The organism is Bradyrhizobium sp. USDA 241 (assembly GCF_049739505.1).
In the GTDB taxonomy this organism is placed as follows: domain Bacteria; phylum Pseudomonadota; class Alphaproteobacteria; order Rhizobiales; family Xanthobacteraceae; genus Bradyrhizobium; species Bradyrhizobium liaoningense.
The window spans coordinates 1,660,390-1,680,602 of record NZ_JBMGPZ010000004.1; the positions used below are offsets into that span (position 1 = coordinate 1,660,390).

At 64.7% G+C, this 20,213-nt stretch carries 18 protein-coding genes; 8 read left to right on the forward strand and 10 right to left on the reverse strand.

Annotated features, from left to right (window positions below):
- The first annotated feature begins 104 nt into the window (after positions 1–104).
- On the forward strand, positions 105–917 hold the full coding sequence (locus tag ABIF91_RS17625; protein WP_028176815.1) for an N-acetylmuramoyl-L-alanine amidase: 813 nt from the start codon (positions 105–107) through the stop codon (positions 915–917).
- Positions 918–1,017: 100 nt separating this feature from the next.
- Here the strand turns inward: ABIF91_RS17625 and ABIF91_RS17630 are convergent, their stop codons facing one another.
- The 3 genes from ABIF91_RS17630 to ABIF91_RS17640 all read right to left on the reverse strand — a co-directional run bounded on the left by ABIF91_RS17630 (position 1,018) and on the right by ABIF91_RS17640 (position 4,094).
- Positions 1,018–2,625 (reverse strand): Na+/H+ antiporter, encoded by a 1,608-nt coding sequence (locus tag ABIF91_RS17630; RefSeq protein WP_028176814.1) that lies wholly within the window; start codon positions 2,623–2,625, stop codon positions 1,018–1,020.
- Between the two features lie 49 nt (positions 2,626–2,674).
- Positions 2,675–3,532 carry a class A beta-lactamase gene (gene bla, locus ABIF91_RS17635; protein ID WP_028176813.1) on the reverse strand — a complete coding sequence of 286 codons (858 nt, stop codon included), beginning with the start codon at positions 3,530–3,532 and terminating at the stop codon, positions 2,675–2,677.
- 187 nt (positions 3,533–3,719) lie between these two features.
- Positions 3,720–4,094, reverse strand: coding sequence for a nuclear transport factor 2 family protein (locus ABIF91_RS17640; protein ID WP_028176812.1), 375 nt, complete (start codon positions 4,092–4,094; stop codon positions 3,720–3,722).
- A 96-nt stretch (positions 4,095–4,190) separates the two neighbouring features.
- On the opposite strand from ABIF91_RS17640, the gene ABIF91_RS17645 reads away from it, so the two are divergent.
- Positions 4,191–4,619 (forward strand): GFA family protein, encoded by a 429-nt coding sequence (locus ABIF91_RS17645; RefSeq protein ID WP_028176811.1) that lies wholly within the window; start codon positions 4,191–4,193, stop codon positions 4,617–4,619.
- 174 nt (positions 4,620–4,793) lie between these two features.
- Positions 4,794–6,596 carry a caspase family protein gene (locus tag ABIF91_RS17650; RefSeq protein ID WP_028176810.1) on the forward strand — a complete coding sequence of 601 codons (1,803 nt, stop codon included), beginning with the start codon at positions 4,794–4,796 and terminating at the stop codon, positions 6,594–6,596.
- Positions 6,597–6,639: 43 nt separating this feature from the next.
- Here ABIF91_RS17650 and ABIF91_RS17655 read toward each other — a convergent pair whose 3' ends face one another.
- Together ABIF91_RS17655 and ABIF91_RS17660 are read right to left on the reverse strand one after the other, a co-directional pair.
- Positions 6,640–7,332: a DUF1345 domain-containing protein gene (locus ABIF91_RS17655; protein ID WP_028176809.1), complete on the reverse strand. Its 693-nt coding sequence runs from the start codon at positions 7,330–7,332 to the stop codon at positions 6,640–6,642.
- 9 nt (positions 7,333–7,341) lie between these two features.
- Positions 7,342–8,265 carry a polyprenyl synthetase family protein gene (locus ABIF91_RS17660; RefSeq protein ID WP_028176808.1) on the reverse strand — a complete coding sequence of 308 codons (924 nt, stop codon included), beginning with the start codon at positions 8,263–8,265 and terminating at the stop codon, positions 7,342–7,344.
- A 161-nt stretch (positions 8,266–8,426) separates the two neighbouring features.
- On the opposite strand from ABIF91_RS17660, the gene mtgA reads away from it, so the two are divergent.
- The 3 genes from mtgA to ABIF91_RS17675 all read left to right on the forward strand — a co-directional run bounded on the left by mtgA (position 8,427) and on the right by ABIF91_RS17675 (position 10,249).
- Positions 8,427–9,101, forward strand: a complete 675-nt coding sequence (mtgA, locus tag ABIF91_RS17665) for a monofunctional biosynthetic peptidoglycan transglycosylase (protein ID WP_028176807.1) — start codon at positions 8,427–8,429, stop codon at positions 9,099–9,101.
- Between the two features lie 169 nt (positions 9,102–9,270).
- Complete coding sequence (rpmF, locus tag ABIF91_RS17670; protein ID WP_007598106.1) at positions 9,271–9,453, forward strand: 50S ribosomal protein L32; 183 nt, start codon at positions 9,271–9,273, stop codon at positions 9,451–9,453.
- A 142-nt stretch (positions 9,454–9,595) separates the two neighbouring features.
- Positions 9,596–10,249: a hypothetical protein gene (locus ABIF91_RS17675; RefSeq protein WP_028176806.1), complete on the forward strand. Its 654-nt coding sequence runs from the start codon at positions 9,596–9,598 to the stop codon at positions 10,247–10,249.
- A 75-nt stretch (positions 10,250–10,324) separates the two neighbouring features.
- Here ABIF91_RS17675 and ABIF91_RS17680 read toward each other — a convergent pair whose 3' ends face one another.
- Positions 10,325–10,585, reverse strand: coding sequence for a hypothetical protein (locus ABIF91_RS17680; protein ID WP_424579284.1), 261 nt, complete (start codon positions 10,583–10,585; stop codon positions 10,325–10,327).
- 211 nt (positions 10,586–10,796) lie between these two features.
- Here ABIF91_RS17680 and ABIF91_RS17685 point away from each other — a divergent pair, with 211 nt between their 5' ends.
- Complete coding sequence (locus ABIF91_RS17685; protein WP_026192128.1) at positions 10,797–11,861, forward strand: IS630-like element ISRj1 family transposase; 1,065 nt, start codon at positions 10,797–10,799, stop codon at positions 11,859–11,861.
- A gap of 65 nt (positions 11,862–11,926) precedes the next feature.
- The gene (locus ABIF91_RS17690) at positions 11,927–13,618 is read left to right on the forward strand and encodes a bifunctional diguanylate cyclase/phosphodiesterase (protein ID WP_028180420.1); all 1,692 of its coding nucleotides are present in this window, start codon (positions 11,927–11,929) and stop codon (positions 13,616–13,618) included.
- Between the two features lie 139 nt (positions 13,619–13,757).
- On the opposite strand, the gene ABIF91_RS17695 is transcribed toward ABIF91_RS17690, so the two are convergent.
- The 4 genes from ABIF91_RS17695 to ABIF91_RS17710 all read right to left on the reverse strand — a co-directional run bounded on the left by ABIF91_RS17695 (position 13,758) and on the right by ABIF91_RS17710 (position 19,991).
- Positions 13,758–15,266, reverse strand: coding sequence for a tripartite tricarboxylate transporter permease (locus ABIF91_RS17695; RefSeq protein WP_424579285.1), 1,509 nt, complete (start codon positions 15,264–15,266; stop codon positions 13,758–13,760).
- A 4-nt stretch (positions 15,267–15,270) separates the two neighbouring features.
- Positions 15,271–15,756: a tripartite tricarboxylate transporter TctB family protein gene (locus ABIF91_RS17700; protein ID WP_028180422.1), complete on the reverse strand. Its 486-nt coding sequence runs from the start codon at positions 15,754–15,756 to the stop codon at positions 15,271–15,273.
- A gap of 185 nt (positions 15,757–15,941) precedes the next feature.
- Positions 15,942–16,919 carry a tripartite tricarboxylate transporter substrate binding protein gene (locus ABIF91_RS17705; RefSeq protein ID WP_028180423.1) on the reverse strand — a complete coding sequence of 326 codons (978 nt, stop codon included), beginning with the start codon at positions 16,917–16,919 and terminating at the stop codon, positions 15,942–15,944.
- Positions 16,920–17,123: 204 nt separating this feature from the next.
- Positions 17,124–19,991 (reverse strand): PAS-domain containing protein, encoded by a 2,868-nt coding sequence (locus ABIF91_RS17710; protein ID WP_028180424.1) that lies wholly within the window; start codon positions 19,989–19,991, stop codon positions 17,124–17,126.
- Positions 19,992–20,213: the final 222 nt, after the last annotated feature.

The window sequence follows — 20,213 nt, forward strand, 5'->3', positions numbered from 1 at the left end:
CGAGCGCTATCTTGCGTTGACGCACTCCAATTCCCGCGCCAATCTTCCCGAAAACAAATCGCGGGCTTCGTCGCCGCCCGCGGGTCGCGGCAGCGGAGGAGAGCTTGGGGCAATCGCGCAGCATCATCGCCGGGCTGGTCGCGTCGATCCTGCTGTCGTCGCTCGCCCTTATCGATGCCGGCGAGGCTGCTGCTGCGCGAAAGATTGCAAGACCCAGGCCGAAGCCGTCGCCACCGGCCAAATGCGAGATGCCGAAATTCAAGATCGTCGTGGACGTCGGGCACACCCCGGACTCCTACGGTGCGCTGAGCGCGCGCAACGATCCAGAGTTCGGCTTCAACTTCCGCCTCGCCAGGCTGATCACGGCGAAGCTCAGGTCCGAAGGCTTCGCCGAAACCCGCCTGCTTGTCACGGACGGCAAGGCACGGCCGAGCCTGTTCAAGCGCATCAGTGCCGCGAATCAAGGCCGGGCCGATCTGTTCCTGTCGGTGCATCACGACTCGGTGCCGGACAAGCTGCTCGATACCTGGGAGTTCGACGGCGCAAAGAGCTATTTCAGCGACCGTTTTTCGGGGCACTCGCTGTTCGTGTCGCGGCAGAATCCGCACTTCGCCACCAGCCTGATGCTGGCCCGGATGATCGGCAGGCAGTTGAAGGAGCAGGGCCTGCGCTATGCCAGCCAGTACACCCTGCCGGTGATGGGCCGCTACCGGCGCCAGCTGCTCGACAAGGACGTCGGCGTCTATCGCTATGACGGGCTCATCGTGCTGTCCCGGACGAGGAGCGCCGCGGTGCTGCTCGAGGCCGGCTCGATCATCAATCGCGACGAAGAAATGGAGCTGAATTCGGCGGAGCGGCACGAAGCGGTCGCGGGCGCCGTGGCAGCTGCAATGAGGGAGTTTTGCGAGAGGCGGTAGCGAGTTCGGCTTCGGTTGGTCGGTGCGAGCGCAGCGAAGCAATCCGGATTCTCCGCGGAAGGACTCTTGCTTGCTTCGCTGCGCGCGCAATGACGAGAAGCTACAGCGGCATTCTCCGATACTCCCGGTTTGCCAGACTTGCCTCCTCCAGATCCAAATCACGTTCGATTCGCCGCCGCGTTTCGTCGGTGATCTGGCCCTCGCGCAGGAGGTCGTGGATGAATTTTCTTTCGGCGGCAATCAGCTCGCGGGTCAGCGCGGTACCGGCGGCGGAGACGTCGTGGTGGTTGGGATCGAGCGAGTCCGGGAGCTGGTTGACGCGGATATCGTGTCGTGCGCGCAGCAGCCGCATCACTTCTTCGGATACTTCCTTCTGCGCGGTTAGTACGTCGAGCGATTTCAGCGCGGCATCGAGCGCCTGGCGGCGGGCGGCGATCTCGGCTTCGTGTTCGGTGGCATGCTCGTGGCGGCCGGCCTCGGCGACGCCGAGCCAGCGCACGACCGGCGGCAGCGTCAGGCCGACGCCGATCAGCGTCACGAAGATGACGCCGAAGGCGACGAACAGGATCAGGTCGCGATACGGAAAGGCCTCGCCATCAGGCAGCGTGAACGGCAGCGCCAGCGCGGCTGCCAGCGACACGGCGCCACGCACGCCGGTGAAGGCGAGCACGAACGGCCATTGCCATGGCGGCGACGGGTCGCGCTCGCGCAGCGACTTGCTGAGCATCCGCGGCAGGTAGGTCGCGGGGTAGAGCCAGGCGAAGCGCGCGATCACGACGATGACCAGGACCACTGCCGTCGCGATGAGAATGTCGTCGAGCGGGAAGGACTTCGACTTCTCGTAGAGCGCGCGCATCTGGAAGCCGGTGAGCAGGAACAGCATGCCCTCGATCAGATAGATCACCAGATCCCAGAAGAAGATGCCTTGCAGGCGCGTTGCCGACGAGATCAGCAGCGGCCCGTTCCAGCTCACGTAGAGGCCGCAGGCGACGGTCGCGATCACGCCGGAGCCGCCGACATGTTCGGGCAGCCAGTAGGAGACGTAGGGTGTGATCAGCGACAACGTCAGCTCGACCTGCGGATCCCCCGACCATTTGCGGAAGCGCAGGGAGAGCCAGCCGACGCCGATGCCGAAGGCGATCTCGCTGGCGACGATCAGGAGGAACTCGCCGGCCGCCAGCGGCAGCGAGAAATGTCCGACCATGATCGCGGCGAGCGCAAAGCGGTAGAGGATCAGCGCAGTGGCGTCGTTGGCCAGCCCTTCACCCTCGAGGATGACCAGGAGCCGGCGCGGCATGTTGAGCCGGCGCGCGATCGCGAGCGGCGCCACCACGTCGGGCGGCGCAACGATGGCTCCCAGCAGGAAGGCGACGGTCCACGGCAGGCCGATCATGTAGTGTGTGGCGGCCGCCACCATCGCCGCGGTGAAGATCACCGCGCCGACCGCGAGCAGTACGATCGGGCGTAAATTGTTCCTGAACTCGCGCCAGCTCATGGCGACGCTCGCCGAGTAGATCAGCGGCGGCAGGACCATCAAGAGAACCAGTTCCGGCGGCAGCTCGACCGGCGGCATGCGCGGCACGAAGGCCAGGCCGACGCCGGCCAGCATCAGCAGAATGGCCGGGGCGACGTTGAAGCGGCGCGCGGCCAGCGCCACGCCCGCCAGCACGGCAAGCAGGATGAGAAAGGTCTGAAATTTCGCTTCCATGATGACCTGTCTTGACCCGGAAGCGCGCGCAAGGTCAATGCGGCGCTGCTCACGCTAACTGGCTGGCGACCATCCGTCCAATCTGCGCAAACAAAGTCGCGATCTGCGCCGCATTCGGCGTGCCGCCCTGGGTATAGGCCGCGATCAGGATCGGTGCATCCGGCTTCGGCCAGACGGCCGCGATATCGCCCGACGCATCCTTGCCGTTATTGCCTGTCTTGTCGCCGATCTTCCAGCTTGCCGGCAGGCCACCACGCAGCCGGTTCGCACCGGTTTTGCAATTCACCATCCAGTCGGTCAGTTGGAGGCGCGATTGCGCCGATAAGGCTTCGCCCAGCAACAGCCGCCGCAGATTGCCCGCCATCGCTGCGGGTGTCGTGGTGTCCCGGGGATCGCCGGGCCGTGAGCGGTTGAGCTCTGGCTCGTTGTGGTCGAGCCGCGAGGTGGTATCTCCGAGCGATCGCCAGAATGCAGTCAGCGCGGCGGGTCCGCCGATCCGCGCCAGCAGCAGATTGGCGCAGGTGTTGTCGCTGAGCTCGACGATCGCCTTGCACATCTCGCCGACCGACATCTTGCCGGCCGCGAGATTTTGCCTGGCAACCGGCGCATACTCCAGGAGGTCGGCCTGGCCGTAAGGGATCATGGCCGCGAGCTGCTCCTCGCCGCGATCGACCCGCGCCAGCACGCAGGCGGCAAGCGAAGCCTTGAATGTCGAGCACATGACGAATCGCTCGTCGGCGCGCCAGGCGAGTTTCTTGCCGGTCGCAAGATTCTCCGCATAGAGCCCGATGCGCCCGCCACTGTCGCGCTCATAGGCTTCGAGTTCGGCCGGCGCCTCCGCGGCGAGCGCGGGAGAAGCGGCGATCCAGCACAGGGAGGCGAGCAGGGAGCGGCGATCGACAAGCATGGGAGACCTTTGGCGTGGGTCAGACGGTGTAGGGATGTAGCGGGCGCTTTATCCGCACCGTCATTGCGAGCGAAGCGAAGCAATCCAGTCAGCCTCCGCGGCGAGATTCTGGATTGCTTCGCTTGGCTCGCAATGACGAATGGAGAACGAGTGCGACAGATTTCGGGCAGCGGAAGATCGGGAGGACTCACTCCCGCAGGTCGTATCTGTACGATTTCGACACGATCTGCCAGCCGTCGGCGAGCTTCATCGCCACCAGATAGTCGGTGAAATAGCGCGGCGGCAGCTGGCAGCGCACCTTGATGAAGGCGGTCTTGTCGTCGGACCGGTCGATGGTGACGATGAAGTCCTCGCGCGGCTTGCCCTCGGCTTTGGCCGAGGCGCGCTTGCGAACGCGATCCAGCCAGTCGGGTACGGTCAGAACCTGGAGCTCGCCCTTCTCGACCCAGCGCAGATCGGCGGTGGGATGGAAGATGGCGCCGAGCTTTTCGGCGTCGCCCTCATAGAGCCCGTCAAAATAGGATTGCACGACGGCTTCGACGCTCGACCGGTCCTGGTTCATGAGTCATTCCTTTGCATGATGGTGCGGGGCGAACTTAGTCGTACACGTCAAAATGCGCTATGGGTCTGTGGGCCGTTTTGCGCGAAGGCAACCGTCATGACCGGATCATACAATTCGAATGCTCGTATCCTCGCCGGCGAATGCTATTGCCGCGCTGTGCGCTTTGAAGTGGCGGATGCGTTCTCCTATGCGATGAACTGCCACTGCTCGAACTGCCGTCGCACCACCGGAGCCGCTTTCAAGCCGTTCGCCGGCATCGCGCAAGACAAGCTCCGCATCGTCCGGGGAGAGGACCAGCGGATGATTTTCGGCGACGATACCACCCATGATGCGCATTGTGCCCGCTGCGGCTCGCTGCTCTATTCCCGGGTGCGTGAAGGACAATGGGTCCATGTCGCCATGGGCACCCTGGTCGACGCCCCCTCGATCCGGCCCAGCGCCCATATTTTCGTCGGCTCGAAAGCGCCCTGGCACGAGATCACGGACAATCTGCCGCAATATCGGGGGCACATCGGGGTTGTTTGACGGAACCCGGTCGGCGCGGCTGTCGGCGAACCGCGACCGTGCTGGCGCAACAAAAAAGGGGGCCTTCGGCCTGTCGTCGGCATCCCCTTCGTGACCTCCATCACAAGCGCCAGCGGTATGTTGCTAATTGGTCCCAAAGGGCCCGAGCGGCCCGGAACCATCGGAAGTCGTGTCATGCGCAGTTTGCTCAGACTTTGTCCGCTTTTGGTCGTCCTCGGCCTGCTGTTCGGCGCCGGGCCCGCTTTGGCCGGGAAGCGCGTCGCGCTGGTGCTCGCCAATTCGGCCTATCAGCACGCGCCCTCGCTCGCCAATCCCGTCAATGACGGGGTGGTCATGGCGAAGATGCTGAAGGAGGCGGGCTTCGATCTCGTCGAGTCCCGGCACGATCTGCAGACGCCGGATATGCGGCGCGTGCTGCGCGATTTCGCCGACGCGGCCCGGGATGCCGATATCGCCGTGGTCTACTATGCCGGCCACGGCATCGAGGTCGAGGGCGCGAACTATCTGATTCCCGTCGACGCCAGGCTCGAGCGCGACACCGATGTGTACGACGAGGCGCTCACGCTCGACCGTGTCCTGGTCGCGGTCGAGCCTGCAAAGCGGCTTCGCCTGGTGATCCTCGATGCTTGCCGCGACAATCCGTTCGGCAAGAGGATGAAACGTACGATCGCCGCGCGCGGCATCGGTCGTGGTCTTGCCCAGGTCGAGCCGAGCAGCCCCAACACGCTGATTGCCTATTCGGCCAAGGCCGGGTTCACGGCGCAGGACGGCGACGGTGCCAACAGCCCGTTCACGGTCGCGCTGTCGAAGCATCTGACGACGCCGGGCCTCGACGTCGGCCGCGCCTTCGGCTTCGTGCGTGACGACGTGCTCAAATCGACCGGCAACAAGCAGGAGCCGTTCGTCTACGGTTCGCTCGGTGGCGAGGACGTGCCGCTGGTGCCGGTCAAGGTGGCCGCCGTCGCGCCTGCGGCGAATCCCCAGGCTGATATCCGCCGTGACTATGAGCTCGCGCTCCAGGTCGGCAGCGGGCCGGCGTGGGAAGCGTTCCTCGCTCAGCATCCCGACGGCTTCTATGCGAGCCTCGCCAAGCTCCAGCTCGAGAAGATTGGCGCCGAGCAGGCTCATGCGGCGGCTATCGAGAAGGCGAAGCAGGCCGAGGCCGAGCGCGATCGTCTTGCTGCGCTCGGCGCGCAGAAGGAGGCGCAGGCCAAGGCTGCGGCCGATGCGAAGGCCGCCGAGCAGGCACAGCTTGCCGCCCAAAAAGCCAAGGAGCAGGCGCAGCAGCAGGCCGCCGCCGCCGAGCAGCAGCGCGTCAATCTCGCTGCTGCCGCCCCGAGCGCTGCGCCGGCCGGCACCGCAAGCCCCGCCGGCACCAACGTCGCCTCGCTGACCCCGGCGATCGCGCCGGCCGATCTCAACCGCTCGGTGCAGACCGAGCTCGGCCGCGTCGGGTGTTTCTCCGGGCAGGTCGACGGCAACTGGAATACGTCCTCGCAGCGATCACTGTCGCAGTTCAACCGCTATGCCGGCACCAGGCTCGACGTGACGGTGGCAAGCACCGACGCGCTCGATACAGTCAAGGCCAAGCAGTCTCGCGTTTGTCCTCTGGTGTGCGAGCACGGCTTCAAGGCTGACGGCGACAAATGCGCCAGGATCGTCTGCCGCGAGGGTTATGCGGTCAACGATGACAATGAATGCGAGAAGCAGCGTGCGGCCAAGCCGGCCAAGCCTGCGACCGCGAAGCGCGACGACGGCGACGAGCGTCCCGGACGGCAGCGTCGTCAGTCTGGCGGGGCGGCGGACGGCTATGGTGCCGCTGCCGGCATTGCTGCTGCTGGCGGCGGCCGTGCGACGAGTGGCGGGCAGGTCTACTGCAACAACACCGGTTGTCGTCCGGTCCATCGCGGTTGCCGTCTGGAATATCGCGGCGGCGGCGGCCCCGGCTACGACGCCAATGTCGAGGTGTGTTACTGACCGCTACTTTCTGGGTCGTCCCAGCGAAGGCCGGGACGACGGATTATTTCGAGATCGCGCTCGCCGCGATGTTCACCGTCAGTGCCAGCAACGCCGTGTTGTAGATAAAGGACACGATGCCGTGCGCCGTCGCGGTGCGGCGAATGGTCTTGTCGGTGATGCCGACGTCGGAGACCTGCGCAGTCATGCCGATCACGAAGGAGAAATAGACGAAATCCCAATAGTCGGCATGGTCTTCCTTGTCGCCGCTCGGAAACTGAAGGCCACCTGCCGTACCGTCGCGATAATAATCATGCGCGTAATGCAGCGCGAAGGTCGTGTGCACCGCAGCCCATGACAGCACGATGGTGATGATCGCGATCGTCAGCTCCAGGCCGCCGCGCTGCGGCGTGCCCAGCTCGGAGACGATTGCCGCGATGCTGGCGAAGGCACCGGTCGCTGTGACGAGCAGGATCACGAAGCGGCCGTCGTCCTGCATCGCAGCGGCGCGACGGATGTGCCGGTGGTCGTTGCAGAGCATCATCGCATAGACCAGCCCGAGATAGACCGCGATCAGCGCGTCCCATCCGAACAGGAGCCGCGTCACCAGCCGGTGCGTGCCCGGCAGAAGCAGGGAGACGAGGATGCCGACAGCGAGCGCAATGAACGTCCGCGGCCGTGCATAGAGCAGCCGCATCGGCCGCGACATCTGGCGGAAGCGGACAAGAGCGGGATCCTCTTTGCCGCGGTCCGCCATCGGCGCGCGTCAGTTCTTCCGCTCGGCGACGAATCGCGCGGCGGCCTGCAGCACGGCTGCGCGGTCGCCGAAGATCGACACTGCGTTGTCCGCGCGCGCGAGCAAATCGCGCACGCGCTGCTTGGCGCCTTCGATGCCGAGCTGAGTGACGAAGGTGGTCTTGCCGAGGGCTGCGTCCTGGCCGGAGGGCTTGCCGAGCGCGGCCGCATCGCCTTCGACGTCGAGCAGATCGTCGGCGATCTGGAAGGCTTCGCCCAGCGCGCGTCCGTAATCGTCGAGCGCCTGATATTCCTTTTGCGAGGCCTGGCCGAGGATCGCGCCGGCGATGCAGCCGTAGCGCAGCAGCGCGCCGGTCTTCATCTGCTGAATGCGGGCGACGTCGATCGGCTCGTTGCCGCCGAAGCGGCCTTCTCCGGCGAGGTCGAGGATCTGGCCGCCGACCATGCCGCCGATGCCGGCGCAGCGCGCCAAAGCGCGCGTCAGCAGCAGCCGCACATTGGCGTCGCGGTGGATCTCGTCGCGGGTGATGATGTCGAAGGCGAGCGTCAGCAGGCCGTCGCCGGCGAGGATCGCGGTCGCGTCATCGGTCCTCTTGTGCAGGGTGGGGCGGCCGCGGCGCAGGTCCGAATTGTCCATCGCCGGCAGGTCGTCATGGATGAGCGAATAGCAGTGGATGCATTCGAGCGCCGCGCCGGCGAGCAGGGCCGCCTCGCGCGGCACGCCGAACACGGCGGCGCTTTCGACCACCAGGAACGGCCGCAGACGCTTGCCGCCATTCAGGCTTGAATAGCGCATTGCGTCCATCAGTCGCTTGGGCCGGGCGATCTCGTCGTGCAGGATGTCGTCCGACAATAGCCGTCCGAGCAGGGCCTCGGTGTCATCAGCGGTCTTGTCCAGACGTTTGGCGAAATCGGACGGGGACGTGCCGGTCATCAAGAAGGGCTCCAGAACTAAAATTCGGCCGGACAATCCTTTATGCGCCCGCGCCAGTCAATCGTTTGGAAGGGCTAAAAAGTGCTGGAAAAGACCCGAATTATCACAGACTTAATGACTCAGCCGTGGGCCTCGTTTCATTTTGCGCCGGAAAGGTCGACTTGCGCATCGTCAAAATCCTTCTCCTGGCGTTCGTGGTCGCGGCTCTCGCGCCCTATGTGATCGCGCCGTTCTACCGCACCGGCCATCCGGTTTCGACGCTGATGGCCTGGCGTTCGCTCCGGGGCGCGCCGATGCAGCGGACGTGGATCGATCTTGCTGACATGTCGCCCTATCTGCCGCGCGCCGTGGTGGCGGCCGAGGATGCCCATTTCTGCAAGCATCACGGCATCGACTGGGGCGCGTTGCGCGAGGCGATCGACGACGCGCAGGAGGATGGCACGCCGTTCCGGGGCGCCTCCACGATCACCCAGCAGGTGGCGAAAAACCTGTTCCTTTGGCAGGGGCGGGATTTCGTTCGCAAGGCGCTGGAATTCCCGCTGGCGCTCTGGATCGATCTCGTCCTGCCCAAGCCGCGGATCCTGGAGATTTACCTCAACATCGCCGAGTTCGGTCCGCTGGGCCAGTTTGGCGTCGAGGCGGGCAGCGCCTATGCCTTTGGCAAATCGGCCGCCAGCCTCTCCCCGCGGGAGGCAGCCCTTCTGGCCTCGATCCTGCCGAATCCGGTCAAACGCAGCGCCAGGACCCCCGGGCCGGGCGTCCGGCGGCTGGCGGCAACCTATATGGCGCGGGGGCAGGCGAACTCGCTTGCGACCTGCTGGCGCGAAAATCGCTGATTTTTGGCCCGTTCCGGGCGCATTTTCCGGCCCAAGAGCCTAGCTTTACGGCCAGCCTTCCTCTATAAGCGCGGCCTTGATCGGCATTCAGCTCGCCTCGTATTGCGGGTGCTGAGCCGTCCCTTCGCGGACGATGCCCTGATGACACCAATTCCTAGAGGATATTGAAATGGCCGTTCCGAGAAGAAAAACCTCGCCGTCGCGCCGCGGCATGCGCCGCTCGGCTGACGCCATCAAGAAGCCGACCTATGTGGAAGACAAGGACTCCGGCGAGCTCCGTCGTCCGCACCATCTCGACCTCAAGACCGGCATGTACAAGGGCCGTCAGGTCCTGAAGAAGAAAGAGTCCTGAAGGCAGGACCTTTCCTCAGGCGGGATGATTGAACCCGCGTGATTTCGGCCAACCCATGAGCTAGACGGTGACGGCGGCGGGGCAAATGCTTCGCCGCTGCATTGCTCTGTCCGGATATCTTGATCGAGAAGGCATCTCGCCGATGGTCGGTTTCCCGCTGCTTCTGATTCCGCTCGCGGTCTACAACATCATCGCCTTCCTGATGCCCAGCGTGTCCTTCTCGGACGTGCTGTTCAATGTGCCGATGATCACGGGCGAGAGCTGGCCGGTCACGCTCGCCGATCTGCTGCTCGCGCTCGGCGTGGTGCTGCTGCTGCTCGAAGTGGTCAAGGGCGCGCGGCCAGGCTCGAAATTCCTGATGGATCATTTGCTGTCGCTGATCGTCTTCGGGGCGGCCGCAGCCGAATTCGTGATGTGGCCCAAATTCGGCAATTCCACCTATTTCCTGCTGGTGCTGCTGGCGATGGCCGACTTCCTTGCCGGCATTGCCCAGCGCACGCGTCGCCGCGTCACCTATGTCGCCGAGACGACGGTGCCGGCGCCACGCAAGGCCAAGCGCAGGGGTGAAGCGCCGGCGGAAGATGCGGAGGCCGCCTCCAGGTTCGAGCCGGTGATTGCGCCGCAGCCGGCGCCGGCGGCGCCGCCCGCACCCTCGGCGCAATCCGTCGCCGAATCCGTGCTGATGGATCATCCTGCGCCAAAGCCGGTGCAGGGCTCACCCTCGCCGGAAATTTCCTCGCCCCATCTTCAGCCGGGCAACGGCTCGCCGTCGTCCCCTGACGCGCCGCCACGCTGACCGAGCGCGTCGACCTCTTCCGCAGGCGGGGAGAGGCGCGGCGAACGTGAGGCGAAAATTGCCCCATAAGCCGGGTTACGCCACCTGCCGCGTCCGCGCGCTGACGCTTCCCAATGGCCGCTTGCTGCCATAGGCCGTCCTCGCGTCCTCGGAAGAGGCCCGGCGCAGCCGGCTGGTCTGGGACAGATGTTCGGCGTTGGCGATGAGCTGGGTGACGAAGCTCGGATCGGGGTGGGGCAGCGGCGCCTTGTGAACCCACTGCAACGTCGGCATCAGCGGCACCAGGACTGTGCCTGCGCCGTTCTCAGCCACGTCCGATCGATCGGTACTCAACATCGCAATCACCGTTGATCCGGCGAGATTGTCGCGTTTCGGGACGCAGGCGCCGGTGCGAGTCCTGTACTCGCAAGGCCTATGCCGCGCGGGCCGGTTTGGTTCCCCACGTCTGGGAAACGTGGTTTCCAAATTGTTTATCAACTTTGCCTAGGGTCGGGGGCGAATCTAGTACCCACTTTTCTTGGAACGTGAGTCGTGATTCAAGGTCGGGATGATACCCGAAGCAAGAGAAGTCCACCTTTCGAGGAAAGATCGCAAGGTGCTTGAGGCGTGCTGTCGCTCACCGGTGACGTTGCAGCGCGATTTGAAGCGGGCGCGGATAGTTCTGTTGGCGGCGGATGGGCGCAGCACCCGGTCGATCGCCAAGGAAGTTGGGGTCCAGCCGCGGATTGTCAGCCTTTGGCGGCATCGCTATGCCGACCATGGCCTTGAAGGGCTGCAAGACAAGCCGCGGCCTGGCAAGCAGCCGATCTATACGAAGACGACCGACAAGCGGATTCTGAAGCTGCTGGATAAGCCGCCACCGCAAGGGTTTGCGCGCTGGACCGGCCCCCTGCTGGCCGAGGCGCTGGGCGATGTCGATGTCCAATATGTCTGGCGGTTCCTGCGCAGCCACAAGATTGACCTGGTGGCTCGCAAGTCCTGGTGCGAGAGCAACGACCCGAACTTTACGGCCAAAGCCGCCGATGTTGTCGGCCTCTATGTCGCGCCGCCGGCGAAGGCCATTGTGCTGTGCGTGGACGAGAAGCCCTCGATCCAGGCTTTGGAGCGAGCGCAGGGTTATCTGAAGTTGCCCAATGGCCGCGCCTTGACCGGCCAAAGCCACGATTACAAGCGGCATGGCACCACAACATTGTTTGCGGCGCTCGAAGTCGCCACCGGAAAGATCATCGCGACCCATTCAAAACGCCGGCGCCGCGTCGAGTTTCTCGATTTCATGAACAGCGTCACCGCGGCTTTTCCGAACCGCAAGCTTCACGTCATCCTCGACAACCTCAACACCCATAAAAAGAACGAGGACTGGCTCAAGGCCCACCCCAACGTGCAATTTCATTTCACGCCGACAAGTGCGTCATGGCTCAATCAGGTCGAAGTATGGTTTTCCATCTTGCAGGGGCAGTCGCTCAGCGGCACCTCCTTCACGAGCCTCAAGCAGCTTCAGGAACACATCGATGCCTACGTCAACGCATACAACGACAGAGCCGAGCCCTTCGTCTGGACCAAGAAAAAGGTCCGTCAACGCCGTTTCAAAGGCCGCCGTATCACTCAGCTCTGATTCCGGGTACTAGCTCTATCCTGTGCCGGCTCAGGACTTCTCCACTGTCCCAGAACGAGGCGATTTTGACTCCCGCATTGCCGCAAGCCTCCGACATCCTCGCCGCGCTCGGCCAGGCCGTGTTCGCCTGGGACATCGCCAGCGATGCCATCGTCTGGGGTGAGCAGGTCGGCAGCATCTTTCCCGGCATCCCGGCCGAGCGGCTCGCGACCGGCGCCGAATTCGCCAAGCTGATCGAGCCCGCGCAAACGCTGCGGACCGCGGCCCTGGCGCAGACCTCCGCCGTGCACGGCGCCGGCGGTACGCCTTACCGGGTCGAGTACGGCGTCCGCATGAGCGCCTCCGATCCCGTGATCTGGGTCGAGGAGACCGGCCGCTGGTTCGCGGGCCCCGATGGTCGCCCCACACGTGCGATCGGATCCGTCCGTATCAATAATGAGCGCCACGCCCGCGACGAGGAACTGGCCAAGCTGGCCAGGCTCGATCCCCTGACCGGCGAGCTCAACCGCTCCCATCTGCTGGCGGCACTGGCCGAGGCGATCGAGGAGACGACCCGCTTCCGCTCGACCGCGGCCTTCATGCTGGTCGGCATCGATCATCTCGCCCGCGTCAACGACGCCTTCGGCTTCGATGTCGCCGACGCCGTGATCCTGGATGTCGCCAAGCGCATTCGTTCGCGCCTGCGCGGCGGCGACGTGCTCGGGCGCTTCTCCGGCAACAAGTTCGGCCTGATCCTGAAGAACTGTACCGTCGACGACATGAACGTCGCCGCCGAACGTTTCCTCACCGGCATCCGCGACGAGGTGGTGCCGACGAAATCCGGCCCGGTCTCGGTCACCGCCTCGATCGGCGCGGTCAGCCTGCCGCGCTATGCCCGCAACACCGATGAAGCGGTCAACCGCGCCCATGAAACGCTGGATGCCGCCAAGCGCCGCCGCGCCGGCTCGTTCGCCGCGTGGCGCCCGGACGCCGCGCGCGACGCGCAGCGCCGGGTCAACATCCGCGTCACCGACGAGATCGTCACCGCGCTGAACGAACGCCGTATCAAGCTTGCCTATGAGCCGGTGGTCTCGGCCAGCTCGCGCGAACGCGCCTTCCACGAGTGCCTGGTGCGGATGGACCAGGGTGATGGCCAGGTACTGCTCGCGCCCGACATCGTGCCGGTGGCCGAGCGGCTCGGCCTGATCCGCCTGGTCGACCACCGCGTGCTCGAGCTCGTGGTCGCCGAGCTCGCCGCTGCACCCAACATCTGCCTCAGCCTCAACATCTCGCCTGATACGACGATGGATCCGGACTGGTGGGCCGGGATCGAGTCGCTGATGCTGGCGCATCCCGGTGTTGCCGAGCGGCTGATCGTCGAGATCACGGAGACGGTCGCGATCCAGGACATCGACGACGTCCGCGGCTTCGTCACGCGGCTGAAGAATTTCGGCAGCCGCATCGCCATCGACGATTTCGGCGCCGGCTACACCTCGTTCCGAAACCTGCGCAAGCTCGGCGTCGACATCGTGAAGATCGACGGCGCCTTCGTGCAGAACATCACCCGCTCCGCCGACGATCGCGCCTTCGTGCAGACCCTGATCGACCTCGCCCGCCGCCTCGACATCAAGACGGTCGCCGAATGGGTGCAGGACGAGGAAGCCGCAGGCATGCTGCGTGAGTGGGGCTGCGACTACATCCAGGGCCGCCTGATCGGGCTCGCCTCAGCCGAGCGGCCGTGGCGCGCGCCGGAGAATGTGCTGCCTGCGGCGATCTGAGATATCGTGGGGTGGGCAAAGGCGCGCTTGCGCCGTGCCCACCATCTCTCCGACCATGCGGCGCGAATGGTGGGCATGCTTCCGCCTTCGCTCTTCGAGCTACGGCGGACAAGTCGCTTTGTCCACCCTACCAGTCTCCTCACGCCCCCTCATCCAGCGCCACCAGCTCGCGCTTCTTGCGCAGCGATGGCAGCAGCGGCGCGATCAGCAGCACGAGCGCCAGCGTCAGGCACACCCCCGAGATCGGCCGCTGCACGAAGGTCCAGAGATCGCCTTGCGACAGGATCAGCGACTTGCGCAGATTGTTCTCCATCATCGGCCCCAGCACGAAGGCGAGCACGAGCGGCGCCGGCTCATAGCCGAACTTGCGCATGAAATAGCCGATGATCCCGAACGCGATCATCACATGGACGTCGAACACGTTGTTGCTCGAGCAATAGACGCCGATGATCGTGAACAGGATGATCAGGGGGAACAGGATGTTGTAGGGCAGCTTGAGCAGCTGCACCCACATGCCGATCATCGGCAGGTTCAGGATCAGCAGCATGACGTTGCCGATATACATGCTGGCGACGATGCCCCAGAACAGGCCGGGGTTTTGCGTGATCAGCAGCGGTCCCGGCTGCAGGCCGTGAATGACGAAGGCTCCGAGCAGCAGCGCCATCACCACATTCGGCGGGATGCCGAGCGTCATCAGCGGAATGAAGGCCCCGCCCGCCGCGGCATTGTTCGCCGATTCCGGTCCCGCGACGCCTTCGATCGCGCCTTGCCCGAAACGCTCGGGCGTCTTCGACAGCCGCTTCTCCAGCGCATAGGAGGCGAAGGACGCCACCACCGCGCCGCCGCCCGGCAGGATGCCGAGGAAGAAGCCGAGGATCGTGCCGCGGCCGACCGGACCTGCGCTGGCCTTCCAGTCCTCTTTGCTGGGCAGGAGATGGGTGATCCTGGTGTTGATGATGTCGCGCTTGATGGCCTGCTCGGTGTTGAGCAGCACTTCGGCGACGCCGAACAGGCCCATCACGACGGGCACGAGGCCGATGCCGTCGATCAATTCCATGCGGCCGAAGGTCAGCCGCGGCTGCGCGGTGATGCTGTCGAGCCCGACCAGCCCGAGCACGACACCGATGCACGCCATCAGCAGTGCCTTCGGCATCGATCCCTGGGTGAGGAAGGTGAGTACGACGAGGCCGAGCACCATCAGGCTGAAATACTCGGCCGGGCCAAAGGCGATGGCAATGCTGGCAAGCTTCGGCGCCACCAGCATCAGGGCGATCAGCGCAAACGTGCCCGCGGCGAAGGAGCCGAAAGCGGAGATGCCGAGGGCGGGGCCCGCACGGCCCTGCTTCGCCATCTGGTGGCCGTCGATGCAGGTGACGACGGAGGCGGCCTCGCCGGGGATGTTGACCAGGATCGAGGTGGTCGAGCCGCCATACATCGAGCCGTAATAGATGCCGGCCATCATGATGATGCCGGATTCCGGCGTTCCCGACAGCGTCACGGGCAGCAGCAGCGACATTGCCGAGATCGGCCCGATGCCCGGCAGCACGCCGACCAGCGTGCCGATGAAGACGCCGATGAAGCAGTAGAGCAGGTTGATCGGCAGCAGCGCGACGCCGAATCCATGGGCCACATTGACAAGCGTATCCATGCGGTCAACCGATCCCGAACAGGCCTGAGGGCAACTGGATCAACAGCAGCCGCTTGAGCACCCACCACATGCCTGATGGCACCAGCACGGCGATCGGGACCGCCAACGTCCAGCGCACCGGATCGATCAGCCGCAACAGCAGCAGCATCAGCGGGATCGACGACAACAGGAATCCCAGCGGCTCCAGCGCGAACGAGAAGGCGGTGAGGCAGGCGATGACGAGAAGCGGCTTGCTCCAGCGCACATTCTCCCAGCGCGAGGCCAGTGTCGGACCGCCCTCGGTGACCGCCGAGACGATGATGGCGCCTGCGAACACGCACATCAGGATGCCCGTATAGAACAGCACGTAGCCCGAGCCGGGATCGTTGATGGTGCCGAGCCTGAGCTTCAAGCCCGACCAGATCACGAAGCCGCCAAGCGCGAGCCCGATCACACCGCCCCAGAGCTCGGAATTGCTGAGGCGGAGCTTGACGTTGGTTTGGTTGCTCATCGATTCCCTCTCGTGCCCCGGACGCGGCGCAGCACCGTAAGTGCGTTCACTCGCGTCTTCAACGCGCTATGGTGATGCGCTGCCGAGCCGGGGCCCATGAAGTTGGGCAAACGGTTGGTCCCGGCTCTGCGGTGCAGCGTTGAAGAAGCGCTGCACCGCGTCCGGGACGCGTAAGTAGCTCAGCTCTACTTCTTCGCAAGCCCGAGCGTCTCGATCACCTTGCGCTCGGAGGCCGTGACCTCGACGACGAACTTCTTGTAGTCCTCGGTGTTCTTGTAGTTCGGAACCATGTCGTATTTGGCGAGCGTCGCCACGACTGCCGGGTCTTCGATCGCCTTCTTGAAGGCATCGTGCAGCTTGGCGACGATCTTTGGATCCATGCCCTTCGGCCCGGCGATGCCGAACGGAGAATCATAGACCATGGGATAGCCGAGCTCCTTCAGCGTCGGTACATCCGGGTAGTTCGGCGAGCGCGCGCCGGTCCAGACCATCAACAGTCGAAGCTTGCCCGCATCGACCAGCGGTCGCCATCCCGTGGAATCAGCCTGGAGCATGGTGTGCTGTCCCAGCACGGCCGCGTTGGTCTCTGCGCCGCCCTTGAAAGGGACCTGCGTCAGCTTGATGCCGGACATCGCGGCGATCTGCTCCATGCCGATATGCAGCGAGGTGCCGGCGCCCGGCGTGGCGTAGGTCACCTTGCCCGGGTTGGCCTTTGCGAACTCCACCACGTCCTTCCAGCTCTTGAACTGCGACTCCACACTGGTCGTGACGCCGAAAGTGTAGCCGGTGAGATGGACGATGTAGCTGAAATCCTTCGCCGGATCCCACGATACCTCCTGCATCAGCGGCAGGCGGAACACCGTGATCGGGATCTGCGAGATGGTATAGCCATCAGGCTTCGCGGCCGCCGCCATGGTCGCCGGTCCCACCGTGCCGCCGCCGCCGGCCTTGTTGTCGATCACGATCGGCTGACCCAGGATCTTGGACGCGCTGTCGGCAATCGCGCGCATCGAGATATCGGTCGATCCGCCGGCTGGCCATGGCACGATCAACGTGATCGGCTTGCTGGGATAGTCCTGCGCACTGGCGGCAGTGGGGAACAATGCGCCCACGACAGCGTACGCCGCGGCAAATGCGATCGTCTTCAGCCCGTATCCCGACATCGAAACGCCTCCCTCGCAGTGGCCCCTTTGGGCCGCCGCCTCTTGTTCTTGTGAGACGATTGTTCCTGAAATCGAGGGAGAAGAAAAGCGCATTGCGCGGACCGCGCGCGGCGATCGGTTGGGCCATGCCGGCAGAACTGGCACATGCGACAATTCGTCGTTCGGCCGCGTGCCGAGAGGCGGAATTTGAGGGGGGAGAAGCCGTTAGGCCACGCGCCGGACCATGTTCAGCCTCTCGATGGTGCGACCGACCTCCGATGCGAGACAGGGCTTGCCGAAATAATAGCCCTGCACGGCAGTGCAGCCGCATTCGCGAACGAAATCGAGCTGCTCCTCGGTCTCCACCCCCTCCGCCGTGGTCTCGACGCCGAGCACGGAGCCGAGGCTTGCGATCGTTCGGACGATGGCAACGCTCTCCGGGCTTTCGCCGAGCGTGCCGACGAAGGAGCGGTCGATCTTGATGCGGTCGAAGGGAAACTTGCGCAAATAGCTCAGCGAGGAATAGCCGACGCCGAAATCGTCGAGGCTGACGCGCACCCCTAACGTGCGGAGCTGGTGCAGGATCTCGATCGTCGCCTCGCTGTCATCGAGCAGCGCCGTCTCCGTGACCTCGAGCTCCAGCCGCTGCGGCGGCAGGCCGGCTTCCGCAAGTGCGCTCGTGACCATCGCCACCAGCCCGCGCGCGCGGAACTGCACCGGCGACAGGTTCACCGCGACGGTGACATCGGGCCAGGACGCGGCGGCCGCGCAGGCCGTGCGCAGCACCCATTCGCCGATCGGTACGATCAGCCCGTTCTCCTCCGCGATCGGAATGAACTCGGTCGGAGAGACGAAGCCGCGCGAGGGATGTTTCCAGCGGAGAAGTGCCTCGAAGCCGGTGAGCTCGCAGGAATCGAGCCGCATCTGCGGCTGGAACACCAGGTGGAATTCACGTCCTTCCAGCGCGCCAACCAGATCCTGCTCCAGCGCGTGCCGGCTGCGCGCCTCTTCCTCCATCTCGGGCTCGAACAGCTGATAGGCTCCGCGCCCCTTGGCCTTGGCCTGGTACAGCGCGAGGTCGGCGCATTTCATCAGCTCGTCGGCATCGAGCCCATGGTCGGGTGCGATCGCGATGCCGACGGAGACGCCGACATGGATCGACTGGCTCTCCAGCGGCGGCGGATGACCGATGATGTCGACGAGGCGGCGGGCGAGCTCCTCGGCCGATTGCGGCTGCGGTCCGCGCTGGAGGATGGCGAACTCGTCGCCGCCGAGGCGGGCGACGGTATCGTGCTCGCCGACATTCTCCTTCAGGCGCGCTGCGACCCAGCGCAGCAGGCGGTCGCCTGCGGCATGGCCGAGACGATCGTTGACGGTCTTGAAGTTGTCGAGGTCGAAGCACAGCACGGCCATGGCGCCGCCGGCGATCGCGACCTGGTTCAGTCCTTCGCCCATCTTCTCGCGGAACAGCGTGCGGTTGGGCAGGTCGGTGAGCGAATCGTGCTGCGCCATATGCGCCACCCGGGCCTGGGCCTTGTGACGCTCGGTGACGTCCTCGTAGGTGACGACCCAGCCGCCGTGCTCCATCCGCTTGTGATTGAGCTTGATGATGCGGCCGTCGCTCAAGTGTCGGTGCAACGTGTGCTCACCCTCGCGCAACCTCTCGACATAGTCGGCATAGAGCCTGGCGCCGGTCATGTTCGGATGGATGCCGAGCTCGCAGCCGTACTCCATGATTTCTCGCATCGAGACCCCGGGCTTCACGATCTCCGGCGATAGTCCGTACATCTCGAGATAACGGCGGTTGCAGACGATCACGCGCAGGCTCGAATCGAGCATGCACAGGCCCTGGCTCATGTTGTTCAGTGCAGCGTCGAAGCGCCGATATTGCTCGCTCAGCTCCTCGACCGCGTGCTCGCGCTCGGTAATGTCCTCATAGGTGGCGACGAAGCCGCCCTCGGCGAGTGCGCAGTAGCGCACCGACACCACGGTGTCGTTCGCCATGCGCCGGCGCATTGGCGAGGAATCGCGCTTCGCAATGCTCGTGCAGGCGGCTTCGAGGAGCTGTTGCGGACCGTATTCGGAGGAGACTGCGCCCTTCGCCATCGAACGCTCGATCAGCTCGGCGAGATGCGTGCCGGGCCTGGTCTCCTCCGGCGACAGCTGGTAGATCTTGCGGTAGGTGGCGTTGCAGACGCGAAGGCGCATGTCGCTGTCGTAGAAGGCGAGCCCGTGCGCCATGTTCTCCAGCGCCGCATCGAGGATGAAGTTCTGCTGCCTCAGCGTTTCCTCGTATTGCAGCCGCTCCGTGACGTCCTCGTGCACCGTCACCCAGCCGCCGTCGGGCAGGAAGCGGGAGACCGCCTGGATCATCCGTCCGTCGTAACGCATCACCAGCAGGGTCTTCGCCTTCCTGCGGCGCACGTCTTCCAGCCGGCTTTCGTAAAATTCGTCGTTCGACATGCCCGGCAGGTTGCCGCGCGACATCCAGTGCTCAATCACCGCACAATGCGGAACGCCCGGCTTCACGATCTCGGGATCGAGATCGTAGAGCTTCAGGAACCGTTCGTTGCAGAGGACGACGCGGCTGTCGACGTCGTACATGATGAGGCCATGCGACATGTTGGCGAGGGCGTGCTGGCTCCGCTCGGTCTGCACGCGCAATTCCGCTTCGAGCCGGGCGAGGCGGCTGACATCGTCGCAGATCGTCATCCAGCCGCCGCCGGGGAGTGGCTTCAGATCGAGCGACATGACGAGGCCGCTCGCAAGCCGCTGCTCGGTCCGGAACGGCTTGCCGGCGGCGATCTGCGCGATCCGCGCCGAATACAACGCGTCGAGCTCGCTTTCCGGAAAGTTGCCACGCCGCGCGCTATGCGCGAGCACCTCACGGTAGCTCGTGCCGACGCGCACGATGTCGGCAGACATGTCGAAGAAGGAGAGGTAACGTTGATTGACCAGCAAGATGCGATTGTCGGCGTCGTAGACGCAGACTCCCTGCTCCATATGGTCGAGCGCGAGTTGGCTCAGCGCGACCAGGGCGTCCGGGCCCTGCTCGCTGTGTGCAGCAAGCTCTTCGTCGCGGCTCGACGTCATGGGGTCGGCGGGACCTCGGCAGGCAATAGGTTCAACGCAACCTAATTCAGCCGCCGACGGTAGCGAAGAGGCTGGAAAATTCCCTTAAGCGCAGTAGTTTATGGAGGGTGACCGGCGATGCAGAGATGCGACGAAATAGGAGGGCGCCTGCAAAAGTCGGACGAGGTGTCGACACGTATCGCGGTGTCGTCTCTGCGAGCGCACTGGTGCATGCACGCAGTG